10 protein-coding genes are annotated in these 13,368 nt (G+C 62.7%); 7 read left to right on the plus strand and 3 right to left on the minus strand.

All coding sequences use genetic code 11. The features are described from left to right. Positions 1-180 precede the first annotated feature (180 nt). From ACO550_RS07180 to copD, 4 genes are read left to right on the plus strand one after another with little or no spacing between them, the layout of a single operon-like run. Entirely contained in the window at positions 181-2,025 is a 1,845-nt protein-coding gene (locus ACO550_RS07180) for a copper resistance system multicopper oxidase (RefSeq protein WP_315591534.1), read from the plus strand. A 26-nt stretch (positions 2,026-2,051) separates the two neighbouring features. Then, complete coding sequence (locus ACO550_RS07185) at positions 2,052-3,029, plus strand: copper resistance protein B (protein ID WP_315591533.1); 978 nt, start codon at positions 2,052-2,054, stop codon at positions 3,027-3,029. Between the two features lie 31 nt (positions 3,030-3,060). After that, entirely contained in the window at positions 3,061-3,447 is a 387-nt protein-coding gene (copC, locus tag ACO550_RS07190) for a copper homeostasis periplasmic binding protein CopC (protein WP_315591532.1), read from the plus strand. Between the two features lie 4 nt (positions 3,448-3,451). After that, positions 3,452-4,384 (plus strand): copper homeostasis membrane protein CopD, encoded by a 933-nt coding sequence (copD, locus tag ACO550_RS07195; RefSeq protein WP_315591531.1) that lies wholly within the window; start codon positions 3,452-3,454, stop codon positions 4,382-4,384. Between the two features lie 16 nt (positions 4,385-4,400). Here the strand turns inward: copD and ACO550_RS07200 are convergent, their stop codons facing one another. The 3 genes from ACO550_RS07200 to ACO550_RS07210 form a co-directional block, all read right to left on the minus strand. Next, positions 4,401-5,915, minus strand: a complete 1,515-nt coding sequence (locus tag ACO550_RS07200) for a DUF1254 domain-containing protein (protein ID WP_315591530.1) — start codon at positions 5,913-5,915, stop codon at positions 4,401-4,403. 50 nt (positions 5,916-5,965) lie between these two features. Continuing rightward, positions 5,966-7,396, minus strand: coding sequence for a DUF1254 domain-containing protein (locus tag ACO550_RS07205; protein ID WP_315591529.1), 1,431 nt, complete (start codon positions 7,394-7,396; stop codon positions 5,966-5,968). A 227-nt stretch (positions 7,397-7,623) separates the two neighbouring features. Beyond that, a complete protein-coding gene (locus tag ACO550_RS07210; protein ID WP_315591528.1) occupies positions 7,624-8,178 on the minus strand; it encodes a winged helix-turn-helix transcriptional regulator in 555 nt (184 codons plus the stop codon). A 203-nt stretch (positions 8,179-8,381) separates the two neighbouring features. Here ACO550_RS07210 and ACO550_RS07215 point away from each other — a divergent pair, with 203 nt between their 5' ends. From ACO550_RS07215 to mdeB, 3 genes are all read left to right on the plus strand, one after another. Further along, complete coding sequence (locus ACO550_RS07215) at positions 8,382-9,398, plus strand: 1-aminocyclopropane-1-carboxylate deaminase (RefSeq protein ID WP_315591527.1); 1,017 nt, start codon at positions 8,382-8,384, stop codon at positions 9,396-9,398. Between the two features lie 100 nt (positions 9,399-9,498). After that, complete coding sequence (locus ACO550_RS07220) at positions 9,499-10,512, plus strand: Bug family tripartite tricarboxylate transporter substrate binding protein (RefSeq protein ID WP_485994486.1); 1,014 nt, start codon at positions 9,499-9,501, stop codon at positions 10,510-10,512. A 73-nt stretch (positions 10,513-10,585) separates the two neighbouring features. Beyond that, positions 10,586-13,285: an alpha-ketoglutarate dehydrogenase gene (gene mdeB, locus ACO550_RS07225; RefSeq protein WP_315591526.1), complete on the plus strand. Its 2,700-nt coding sequence runs from the start codon at positions 10,586-10,588 to the stop codon at positions 13,283-13,285. Positions 13,286-13,368 lie beyond the last annotated feature (83 nt).

The raw sequence follows: 13,368 nt of genomic DNA on the forward strand, positions 1-13,368 counted from the left end.
CATTGCCAGCCGCTGCGACGCCGCCAGTGTAAGTGGTGGCCGGAACATTACACGAACCTTACCGGAATGTAATGTTCGAGTAATTCCGAGGTTAGTCCGGTTTCACTAATCTGTGCCGGCTGCGCCATTCGGAGGCGCCAGAACGAGTGGGAAGAGGCAAAGGGAAGAGGAATTATCTGCATGCGATCGAAAACTGCAACCGGCGTGGTCCCGCCAAGGCCGCTGGGGCTCTCCAGGCGCCAATTTGTGCAAGGGCTGGCGGCCGGAGGCGTGCTGGGCGCGCTGGGTGGCTTTACGGAGGGCGCGTGGTCTCAATCCGCAGCCGCGCCGGCGAGCGCGGGTAGCGGCACCGCGCCTGTGCTGCGCGGAACCGAATTCGACCTCGTCATCGAAGACGCCGCCGTGAACTTCACCGGCAGGCCTGGCGTGGCGCAGACCATCAACGGGACCTTGCCTGGCCCCACGTTGCGCTGGCGCAAGGGTGACACGGTGACCATTCGCGTGACCAACCGGCTGCGCGAGCCGACGTCGATCCATTGGCACGGCATCATCCTGCCGTTCCAGATGGACGGGGTGCCGGGCATCAGCTTTGGCGGCATTGCTCCGGGCGAAACGTTTACCTATCGCTTCAAGGTCGAGCAAAGCGGCAGCTACTGGTATCACTCGCATTCGGGCTTCCAGGAAATGACTGGCGTTTACGGCGCCCTCATCATCGAAGGCGACGATGACCCGATACGTGTCGATCGGGAACACTCGGTGCTGTTGTCGGACTGGACTGACGAGGACCCGATGCGGATCCTGTCCAAACTCAAGATCCAGAGCGATTACTACAACTACAACCAGCCGACGGTTATCGATTTCTTCCGCGATGTATCCAACGACGGCATCAAGGCCGCGCTGGACAAGCGAAAGATGTGGAACCAGATGCGGATGAACCCGACCGATCTTGCCGATCTGTCGGGGGCAACGCTGACCTATCTCATGAATGGCGTAACGCCGTCCGGCAACTGGACCGGACTGTTCCGCCCAGGAGAAAGGGTTCGCCTGCGCTTTATCAACGGCGCGGGGAACACGTTCTACGACGTGCGCATTCCAGGACTCAAGCTCACAGTGGTGCAGGTTGACGGACAGAACATCGAACCCGTCACGGTCGACGAATTCCGCTTTGGGCCGGGGGAAACCTGCGACGTACTGGTAGAGCCATCCGACGAGGCGTACACCATCTTTGCGCAGACGATGGATCGCACCGGCTATGCGCGTGGCACGCTGGCGGCGAAGGAAGGACTCCAGGCGCCAGTGCCAGCGCTGGACCGCGTGGAATGGCTGACCATGGCCGACATGATGGGAAGCATGGACCACGGCAGCATGGGTCATGGCAGCATGCAGATGGACCATGCTGCGATGGGGCATGGCGCGATGCAGATGGACCATGGTCAGCACGGCATGGCCATGGATCACAGCATGCACACCATGGCCGCGACGAATCCGCTCAAGGTGCCGAGCACCACCGCACGCCATGCCAGGACTGAATACGGTGCCAGCACCGACATGCGCGTCGACATGGCGCGTACCAATCTGGACGATCCCGGTATTGGGCTGCGCAACAATGGCCGGCGCGTGCTGACGCTGGCAGACCAGCACACGATTGGCGGCGCCATGGATGCACGCGGGCCGGGTCGTGAAGTCGAACTGCACCTGACCGGCAATATGGAACGCTATAGCTGGTCGTTCGATGGCGTGGAGTTCGGCAAGTCGACGCCGATCTTTTTCAAGCATGGCGAGCGGCTGCGGGTCATCCTGCACAACGACACCATGATGACGCACCCGATGCACCTGCACGGCATGTGGAGCGAACTGGAAGCACCCGACGGGTCGTTCCAGGCCAGACGGCACACGATTCCGGTCCAGCCGGCACAACGCATCAGTTTCCTGGTCACCGCCGATGCGCTCGGCCGCTGGGCATGGCATTGCCACCTGATGATGCATATGGATGCCGGCATGTTCCGGGAAGTGGTGGTGGCCTGATGTCCGATTTCAAAGCAACTTCTCGCATGCATACCCGGAAGATGACGTTTCTTGCCGCGCTGCTGGTCGCCACGAGCGTGGTGCCGGCGTGGGCCCAGCACGCCCACGGCGATCATGGTGACCACAGCGATCATGGCGCCATGCAAGGCATGGACGGCATGGACGGCATGGAGATGCAGACCATGGACGGAGGTCAAATCCAGACCATGGAAGATGCGGCCCCGCCGCCGCCGATGGACCATGGCGACATGAAGATGCAGGGCGGCAAGGCGCCGCCAGACGCACGGGATCCGAACGCCTACTCGGGCGGCTATCAATTGGGCGTCGGACAATATGCGCTAGGCCCGCATCGCCAGCTTCATATGGCGGACGAGCACCTGTTCGCATCGGTGCTGGTCGACCGGCTCGAATGGACGCACGGTAGCGACAGCAATGCCGCATCGTACGAGGCGCAAGCCTGGTTCGGGAGTACCTACAACAAGTTCGTGATCAAGGCCGAAGGCGAAGCCGAGAAAGGGAGGGTGCACGAGGCCCGTACCGAACTGTTGTGGGGCCATGCGGTTGCCACGTACTGGGACACGCAGCTTGGTTTCCGCAACGATGCGGGCTATGGGCGTCCGGCCCGCAACTGGCTCGCATTCGGCGTGCAAGGGTTGGCACCGTACTGGTTTGAAGTTGATGCGACCGGCTATGTCGGCACGGAAGGCCGCACGGCACTACGTTTGTCCGCGGAGTACGAGTTGCTGATCACCCAGCGCCTGATCCTGCAGCCGCGTATCGAGGCCAATCTGTATGGCAAGAACGATCCGGCCGTGGGTATCGGCAGCGGCCTGTCCAATGGCGCGGTCGGGATCCGGCTGCGCTACGAAATCAACCGACAGTTCGCCCCGTATGTCGGGGTCGAACGGTACCAGACGTTCGGCAACACAGCCGATATGATCCGCGCATCGGGCGGCCGCAGTGGCGAGACCCGGTTTGTTGCCGGCGTACGTATGTGGTTCTGATAGTTCAATTCGCAATATCGAAGGAAATTCAATGAAATCCGTTATCTCCATCGCCAGGCCTTTGCTGGTCGCCGCAACGCTCGTTGCCAGTGCCGCTGCATTGGCGCATCCGAAGCTGGTCAGTTCCACACCGGCCGATGGCGCGGAAGGGCCCGCACCGCAGAAGATCGACCTGCAGTTCTCTGAGACGCTGACCCGGCAATTCTCCGGTGCCAATCTTGTCATGACCGGCATGCCAGGGATGAGCGATCATCCGCCCATGAAGATTGCCGCCGCGGTCTCGGGGTCAGACGATCCCAAGACGATGGTCATTACGCCCAAGAGCCCGCTGGTACCCGGAAGCTATCGCGTGGAATGGCGCGCAGTCTCGTCTGATACCCACCCGGTCAGCGGCACGGTCAACTTCAAGGTGAAGTGAGCCCATGCAGGTCGAATGGCTCAATGTGCTGGTGCGCTTCCTGCTGTATCTGGACTTGATGCTGGTATTCGGCCTGCCGCTGTTTGCGGGCCTTTCGCTACGGCGTGGTGAACTGCGCTCGCCAGTGGCCCGCCGGCTCATTGGCTGGACGGCTTCCGCAGGCATTGCCGGCATGGTGCTGTCGGCCATTGGCATGGCCGTGATGGCCAAAGCCATGACTGGCGCAGCCAGCTATTCAGAGCTGACGGCCCATGTCTTCGAGATGATGATTACGGGGACGGCCTTTGGGCTGGCGTGGGCGGGTCGCCTGATCGCGTTGACCCTCGGCATCACCGCCGTGATCGCATTACGCAAGTGGCCGCATATACGGCTGCCGGTCCTGGGCATCACCGGCGCGGTGGCACTGTCCACGTTGGCCTGGGCAGGTCATGGGGCCATGGATGATAGTGCTGGGTCTACGATCCATCTGTTCCATTTGTTCGTGGACATCGCGCATCTGCTGGCGGCCGGCGCGTGGATCGGCGCGCTGGTGGCGTTCGTGTTGCTCGGCAGGGCCGTGCGAGCCGGCAGCGCTTCGTCGATGCTACTGGCGCGGACCGCGCATGACTTCGCGCGCCTGGGCAGCATCATCGTGGCGACCCTGGTCGCCACCGGCACCGCGAACTATTGGCTGATCGCCGGCCTTCCTTCCATTGCAGCGGCGCGTTCTCCCTATGGCATGCTGCTGCTCGCCAAGCTTGGGATATTTACCACCATGCTCGGCATGGCCGCGCTGAACCGGTATCGCCTCGTGCCGAGGCTTGCGGCGGAAATCCACGCCGCTACAACGTACGGCGCCGTCCGTGCGTTGCGCAAAAGTCTGCTGGTCGAACTGGCGATCGGTCTGTGTGTACTCCTGGCGGTGGCGCTGCTGGGTGTGCTGTCTCCCGAGGGCTAGATCTGGTTGGCCTGGCCTAAGACTTCACGAGTTCGAAGTCCGGCATCTTGAACGTCTTCCGATTCATGGCCTCGGTGGCGCCATAGAAGCGCATGGTCGGCATGGGGCGCTTGCCCTCGGTCGGGATCCAGTTGGATTCCAGACCGACCGGTGCCGTCGGTCCGACATAGATGGTCACCCCGCCGTCGGGGTTGCGCTTCATCTTGTCCAGGTCGTAGGAAGACAGCGTGGTGCGGTTCGAGTCGCTGTAGATGAAGGAGAAGGTCGCGTGATCGTAGACCGTGAGCGCCCAGAACTGCCGCACCGGCATGTCGCGCGGTACATCCACCTTGTACAGCTTGCCCGGCTCGAGCAGCTTGCCATCCTTGTCGGCCAGGGCAACCATATAGTGCGTGGCCGGGGCGTCGCTGAGTTCCTTGGGCATGTAGGTGCACCAGAAATACTCTGCGGCGCGCTCTATCAGGTCGATGCGATCGTCGTAGGTGAAGGTGAAGCGACGGTTGGCGTCGCTCTGCAGCAGTGATACGTAATGTCGGTCCGGCCAGTAGACACGCTTCACCAGTTCCGTATCGAACCACTGCTGCAGGAAGAACCAGGCATCGATGGCAGCCTGACGCATGGCGCGCTTCGCCGTGTCGTCTGGGGTGAACGGCTTGCCTTTCTGGATGCCAAGTGAGGTCAGCATCCCCATCATGACCTTGTCGTGTTCCCTTACCGGCTCGACGCTCATGATGGCGTGCATGTCTTCGAAGTGCCGTTCGTCGTAAAACGGCAAGGTCGGGTAGCGCTGGTTGGCCGGATCGACGAAGCGCTGGCGCGGCGGGCTGGCGGCTTCGGAAAGATAGTACATGTGCAGCTTTTGCGCGTAATGGTAAGCGTCCTCCACGGACTTGCCGGGCGCACGCACCGAGCGGAAGGCCAGGGCGATGCGGTAGTTCGGCGACGGCACGTGGATATAGCCTTTCGGAATGGCGTCCTTGTAGCCTGGTGGCGTGAAAAGGTATTTTCCGCCTTTGCCCTTGTCGAGCCCGGCAGGCCCCACATCGGCAATCGTGAACTGCCAGGCGTCCACCACCTGTCCGTAGAGACTACCGTCGGGCCCTGCCTTTGGCACTTCCAGGACTACCGGCCCCTTGCGCAAGTCCGTGTACGCGGCGATATAAGGTGTCGAACTGTTGGCGGTAATGGCTTCCAGGCGCGGTGTTGCCGGGGCCGAGTACGTGATGATGTCGTTGTCCTTGAGGCCCAGGTCCGCAAACGCTGCCCGGCGGAAGGAATAGATCGCGATCGCTGGCATGTTCCACAGCACCGCTTCAAAGGCCCGGTGATACTTGATCTGGTAGTCAAAATCCTTGACCGATGGCATGGCGCCCGGTGGTGGTTGCCCGCCCAATGGTTCGCGCGTTGCCCGCGCGCCAGCCGTGCTGGCGGCCTGCGCATCCGGTTGTGAACCGGCTGATGCCGCGGCAGTTGCAGAATTGGCGGCAAGCGTGCCACTGGCGGCGGAAATCAGGAACTGGCGTCGATCCATGGCGGTAGCGTACCTTTTCAGATCCGGTCGATTCGGGATGGCGGCTCGTGTTACTTGCCGGCACGCTCGAACTGCGGGAGTTTCCAGGTTCCGGAGATGACGGATTCCCTGGGCTGATAGATGCGGAGGATCGCGTAGAAAGGCCCATTGGGCGATGGCAGCCAGTTGATGCCCTCTGCTGGCCGCCGCGGCGAAACGGTGACCGAGAAACTGCCGTCGGCATTCTTGCGGATGCCGGCGGTGTCGCTGCCGAACTTGTAGCGGCTTAGCGGGTTCTCGATCAGCATCTTGGTCTTGGCGTCATAGATCGTCAGCGACCAGAAGGCATCGCTCGGAGGCTCGCTCGCGAAGCGCACCACGTAATCGTTAGCCCCGTCGAGTGTTTGCCCCGCCTGATCCGTGTAGCGCAGCGGATAGACCGCTTCCTTTTCTCCCTGTCCGCCGAGGTAGGGGCCTGCCACGACTGCGCGTAACGGATAGTTGTACCCGAAGCTGTCGAGTCCGAACACGTAGTTCCAGCCTTGACGAACTTCCGATGACTGCGCGACGGCCGAGACCGGAATCAGTGGCGCATCGTTGATGGCCCGCGCCAGTCCCTTGCGCTGGTTGTCATTGAGTCTGGCAGGGTCGAAGCCCTTTTCCGTCAGGCCGATCCGGGCAAACTGCTCGGCGAGCCCCTTGTCCTCGATGCGTATCGGGTTGTCTTTCAATACCGCGCCAAGGTGGCGGTAGAAGCCAAGCGGATCGTTGCCGATATCCGGGAGCGGTGCCAACGTGGCAGCCGGCGCCTTCCAGTCTTTCTTGCCTGCGGCGGACAGGGGACGAAGATCAAACGCATCCTGCAAGGCACGAATCTTCTTCATGTCTTCGCCCGGGGAAACACGCATGCGCCCCCACAGCCATACCTTGCTTGTCTTGATGTCCAGGCGCTTGACGCCGGCCGGAAGGGTGCCGCGCCATCCTGGCGCCACCAGTGCGAAGCGACCGGCCTTGGTGCCCGTAACGCGGCGGCCGATGTAGTGCTCCAGCTCCTGCCACATGTTGAAGGTGTCCACGACGTAGTAGCGCCCTGCCGTGTCGGGTACGGAAAGGATGTAGGGCTCACGGGACAGATCCACGACCGCGCTCAGATATGTGGTGTCGTTGTTTGCGGTCGGCATATCCAGTGCCGATGGCGTGGCCAGCGCGCGTGCCCATCCGAGCTGGTTCAACGGTGCCCGATAGCTGGTATCGGGCTTGGGATTCGGTACATCCGTGTACTCGCGAGCCACGCGCTCCATCCTGACCAGTGGATAGCCCCATACATAAGCCGACAGGCCAAGCTGGTAGGCATCGTACTCGGCGCCCTTTGCCACGTTCTCCGGTGTTCCTGCAGTTTCAAGCAAGGGATCGGGCCAATCCTTTGCATGGCTCGCCGGGACAAGCCCACACAGGATCGCCGCCACCAGGCATTGCCGAGTGCGTTTGAAGAAGTACGTCATCCGTTTCTCCATCGATAAAGAAACCGGGCGGTGAGACCATCCCGTGCCTGCAAGAACCAGGGGCACGGTCTGACACGGTTTTATCTGACGGAGTATGCCGAGCCGAACCGGGGTAAGCCACTGTAAATGCCGCTGGCATCCCTTTTTACGCAAAGATTCAGATCGGCTCTGAAATATTTCATCTCGTCTTGAGTCCGCTCGTTGAATCTGCCTGAGTCCGCCGCGATTCAGATCGGAAACTGCGTGGTCGACAACACTTGCTTGAGCACCATGAACGAGCGGATCTGACGCACGCCCGGCAGATAGAGCAGTTGTTCCGCATGTAGCCGGTTGAAGCTGTCGCTGTCCTTCGTGCGTACCAGCATGAAGTAGTCGAACTCGCCAGTCACCACATGGCATTCCATGCAGCCCGAGACCTGCTGGGCAGCGGTTTCGAACTGCGCGAAAGACTCCGGCGTGGAGCGATCCAGCACCACGCCAATCATCACCAGCATTCCCGCATCGAGCGCATTCGGATTCAGCAGCGCCACGATGCCGCGGATCAGACCCATTTCCTTCAGACGTTCCACGCGCCGCAGGCACGCGGGCGGGCTCAGGTTGACCTTGGCCGCCAGCGCCACGTTGGAAATCGATGCGTCCTGTTGCAGCGCACGCAGGATGGCTTTGTCGGCACGATCGAGGGTCTCGATGTGCGGCGTAGTCACCGTATTCGATGGTGTCGAAGGTGGTGCATGCGGTGGTGCATCCGGGCCGGATTTGGTGCGAAATTTTGTTTCTTTCATGGGGTTTGAGAAAGAATTTTTGAAGTTATAAGGCTTGTTGTTCCTTTTAATAGTGTTCAAAAGACCGATTTTTTGCAAGCACGTTTCGTGAGTTTTTTCTTAGGATTGAGCCCATCGCAACATCGATCTGCCCCTCGCACGGCAACCTGCGCGGCGCGGCACATCGGTGACGGGATACGCCCCTCAACCCTGGAGTTGCCACCATGAATCTCAAGCGTTTCGCTCGCCATCCCCTGACGTTCGGACCTACCCCGATCCAGCCTCTGAAACGCCTGTCCGCGCACCTGGGCGGCAAGGTGGAGCTGTATGCCAAGCGCGAAGACTGCAATAGCGGCCTGGCCTTCGGCGGCAACAAGACCCGCAAGCTCGAATACCTGATTCCAGACGCGCTGGCGCAGGGCTGCGACACGCTGGTGTCGATCGGTGGCATCCAGTCGAACCAGACGCGCCAGGTAGCAGCCGTGGCCGCACACCTTGGCCTGAAGTGCGTGCTGGTGCAGGAGAACTGGGTCAACTACGCCGATGCAGTATATGACCGCGTGGGCAATATCCAGCTGTCGCGCATGATGGGTGCCGACGTGCGACTGGTGGCCGATGGTTTCGATATCGGCATCCGCAAGAGCTGGGAAGACGCCATGGAAAGCGTGCGCAAGGAGGGCGGCAAGCCGTATCCGATCCCGGCCGGTTGCTCGGAGCATCCGTTGGGCGGCCTGGGCTTTGTCGGGTTTGCCGAGGAAGTCCGTGCGCAGGAAGCCGAACTGGGCTTCAAGTTCGACTACATCGTGGTGTGCTCGGTCACGGGCAGCACGCAGGCGGGCATGGTGGTGGGCTTTGCGGACGATGGCCGCGCCGATCGCGTGATCGGTATCGACGCATCGGCCAAGCCCGAGCAGACACGCGCGCAGATCCTGCGTATCGCCAAGCATACGGCCGGCCTGGTCGAACTCGACCGCGATATCGTCGATGCCGACGTGGTGCTCGATACCCGTTACGCTGGCCCCGAGTATGGTCTGCCGTCCGCAGGCACGATGGAAGCAATCCGCATGTGCGCGAAGTTCGAAGGCATGATGACCGACCCTGTCTACGAAGGAAAGTCGATGCACGGCATGATCGACATGGTGCAGCGGGGCGAATTCCCGGCCGGCTCGCGCGTGCTGTATGCCCATCTGGGCGGCGCACCTGCACTGAGCGCCTACAGCTTCCTGTTCCGCAACGGCTGAGCGCGCCAGCGCCGTCGTCGTGCACGTATCCGCGCCGGCACTGACCGCCGGTGCGGTGGTCTCGCTTCGCTTCATGTTCGTTTCACGCAGGGGAACGCAAATGATTGCCTCGCTACGGAAGGGGTTTCTACGGACGATCATGGCGACGGCCAGCGTGTGCGCGCTGCCGGCCATGGCCATGCTTGCCGCTCATGCGGCCAATAGCCACGCGGCGAGCTACCCGACGCGGCCCGTGGTGCTGGTGGTGCCGTTTCCGGCCGGCGGCGCGGTAGACATCATCGGGCGGCTGGTTGGCAAATCGCTTGGCGATGCGCTGGGCCAGCCGGTCGTGATCGAGAACCGCGCCGGAGCCGGCACGATTGTCGGCGCGGGATACGTGGCCAAGGCTGCGGCCGACGGCTACACACTGCTGATCAGCTCCGGATCGACGTTCACCGTCAATCCGGCCATCAATGCCAGCCTGCCGTACGATCCGGTGAAAAGCTTCGAGCCGGTGGGGCTGGTGGCCCGTGTGCCATTGATCGTGGTCGCCAACCGGTCGGTACCGGTAGACAACCTGCCGCAGATGGTCAGTGCGGTCAATGCAGCGCCGGGCAAGTATGTCTATGGTTCCTTTGGTAGCGGCACCACCGGGCACTTTGCCGGCGAGTTGCTGCTGAGTGCCACGGGCATGAAGATGCAACACATTCCGTACAAGGGCAGCGCACCGGCCATAGCCGACCTGATTGGCGGGCAGATTCCGTTTTCGATCGACACCGTGGCCGCTTCGCTGCCGCATATCCGCAGCGGCAAGATCAAGGCGATTGCGGTAACTGGCGCCACGCGCGCTTCGTTGTTGCCCGAGGTGCCCACGGTGGCGGAAGCTGGCTATCCCGGTTTCGATGCCGATTCATGGGTGGCCATTGCGGCGCCACGCGGCTTGCCCGCCGATGTCCGGGCCAGGCTGGACAGTGCGCTGGCACAGGCGATGAAGGACCCCGAGGTGCGGCAGAAATTGCTGGCTAATGGACTGGAACACAAATACGCGGCTGGGGAGCAGGTCAGTGCAATGATCGACCGGGAATTGCCGCGCATGCGCACGATTGCGCAGAAGTCCGGTATCCAGGCCAACTGATTTTGCTGCGTCACCACGACTAGACTGAAACTGGCTGGGCCGGACCCAGCCTGAACCGCGCAGGAGACACTCGATGGAACAGCATGACCGCTTCGGTGCAGCCGCGCAGGCGCTGCACGCCCAGGCAGATCCGCAGGAGCTTCAGGAATGGTGCGATGCGCTCGATGGCGTGCTGTCGGCGTGGGGTGCGGAGCGGGGCCGCGAGCGTGCCTGCGAAATCCTCGATGCACTGTTGGCCCACGCGCGCGAGCGGCGCCTGGCATGGCGTCCGGCGCAGGTCACGCCGTATCTGAACACGGTGCCGGTGGAAGACCAGCCCGCCTATCCGGGCGACCTGGCGATCGAGCAGCGGCTGTCGGCCATCCTGCGCTGGAACGCGCTGGCCATGGTGGTACGTGCCAATCGCGCGCATGGCGAACTCGGCGGTCATATCGCCAGTTATGCGTCGGCCGCGGATCTGTTCGAGGTGGGATACCAGCATTTCTTCCGCGGTAATGCTGCACCTCACGGTGCCGACCTGGTTTTCTTCCAGCCGCATTCGGCGCCTGGCGTCTATGCGCGCGCGTTTCTGGAAGGGCGGCTCGATGAGTCGGCGCTGTGTCACTACCGCCAGGAACTGGTGGCCGAAGCGCAGGGGCTGCGCGGCCTGAGCTCGTATCCCCATCCATACCTGATGCCGGATTTCTGGCAGTTTCCCACCGGCTCGATGGGCATTGGCCCACTCAACGCGATTTATCAGGCGCGCTTCATGCGCTACCTGCAGAACCGGGGCCTTTGCGAGACCGGTGGACGTCGCGTGTGGGGCTTCTTTGGCGATGGCGAGATGGATGAGCCCGAATCGGTCGCGGCACTGACGCTTGCCGCGCGCGAACAGCTCGACAACTGCACCTTCGTGATCAATTGCAATCTGCAGCGGCTCGATGGTCCGGTGCGCGGCAATGGGCGCATCGTCGACGAACTGGAGGCGCTGTTCGCCGGCGCAGGCTGGCATGTGGTCAAGTGCCTGTGGGGCTCGGAATGGGATGCATTGCTGGCCCGCGACCACAACCATGCGATCAGCCGTGCGTTTGCCCAGACGCTTGATGGCGAGTTCCAGACCTTGTCCGCCAATGACGGAACGTTCAACCGCGCCCACTTCTTCAGCAAGACCCCTGAGCTGCGTGCGTTGGTGGCGCATCTATCCGATGCGCAGATCGACCAGTTGCGCCGGGGCGGCCATGACCCCGTCAAGATCCATGCGGCATTTGCCGAGGCCGCGCGCTGCAAGGGCCGGCCCGCCGTGGTGCTGGCCATGACGATGAAGGGCTACGGCATGGGCACCATCGCGCAGGGCCGCATGACCACCCACCAGCAGAAGAAGCTGAGCCAGGCCGACCTGATGGCGTTCCGCGACCGTTTCCGTTTGCCGCTGTCGGACCAGCAGGTCATGGATGCCGCGTTCTACCGGCCGCCCGAGGACAGCCCCGAAATGCAATATCTGCAGGCGCGCCGCGCCGAACTGGGCGGCTATCTGCCGGTGCGCAGTGCCAGTGGCGCCGCCTTGGCGGTGCCCGGCCTGGAAGCTACCGCCGCCTTCGCGCTCCATGCCGATGGCAAGGCGATGAGCTCGACCATGGCGCTGGTGCGGCAGCTTGGCGCGTTGCTCAAGGATCCGGTGCTGGGGCCGCGTATCGTCCCGATCGTTGCCGACGAGGCCCGTACGTTCGGCATGGCTGGCTTGTTCCGGCAGGTTGGCATCTATGCGCCATTTGGCCAGCTGTACCAGCCGGAAGACTCGGCGTCGATGCTGTCGTACCGCGAAACGCGCGACGGCCAGATCCTGGAGGAGGGGATTACCGAGGCGGGTGCGCTGTCGTCGTGGACCGCGGCGGCCACCAGCTATGCCACGCATGGCCTGCCGATGCTGCCGTTCTATATCTACTACAGCATGTTTGGCTTCCAGCGCGTGGGCGACCTGATCTGGGCGGCCGCCGACCAGCGCGCCCGAGGCTTCCTGGTGGGGGCCACGTCGGGACGCACCACGCTCGGCGGTGAAGGGCTCCAGCATCAGGACGGAAGCAGCCATCTTGCAGCCGCCACCATCCCGAACTGCCGCGCCTATGATCCCGCGTTCGCAGGCGAACTGGCGGTCATTGTCGACCACGGCATGCGCCGCATGCTCGAGCAGCAGGCCGACGAGTTCTACTACCTGACCGTGACCAACGAGGCGGTGGAGAACCCGAGCCTGCCACCGGAAGCGCATGAAGGCGTGGTACGCGGTATCTACCTGCACCGTCGGGGCGGCGATTTTGCCCATCGGGTGCAGCTGTTTGGCAGCGGCGCCATCATGGGCGAAGTGCTCAAGGCCGCGCGGCAGCTCGAACAAACGCATGGTATCGGTGCCGATGTATGGAGTGTCACCAGCTATATAGAGCTTGCGCGCGAGGGCGCCGACTGTGAACAGCAGTGGCGGCATGGCAAGGGACCCGCTGACCAAAGCTGGCTGGGCCGGCAGTTGCAGCGCAGCGTTGGACCGATCATCGCCGCCACCGACTATGTACGTGCACTGCCGGAACTGGTGCGTGCCTTCCTGCCGGCCGGAAGGCGCTACGTGACGTTGGGTACCGACGGCTTTGGCCGCAGCGATTCGCGCGCGGCGTTGCGGCGTCATTTCGAGGTGGATGCCGCGGCGATCGTGCAGGCCAGCCTGCGTGCCGTGGAGGAAATCGTGGCCGAGGAAACGGTCTCGGAGCGGCGGCACCTGGCCGACGTGATCGCCTTGGCATCGATATGACCCGCGCTTGATCCGAAGTTGATCCGAGGTTGATCCACCGCTGACGCGCGGAGCGGTTCGGCACCAAGGCCGCGCGTCGCGCA

It is taken from the genome of Cupriavidus sp. (genome assembly GCF_057315035.1).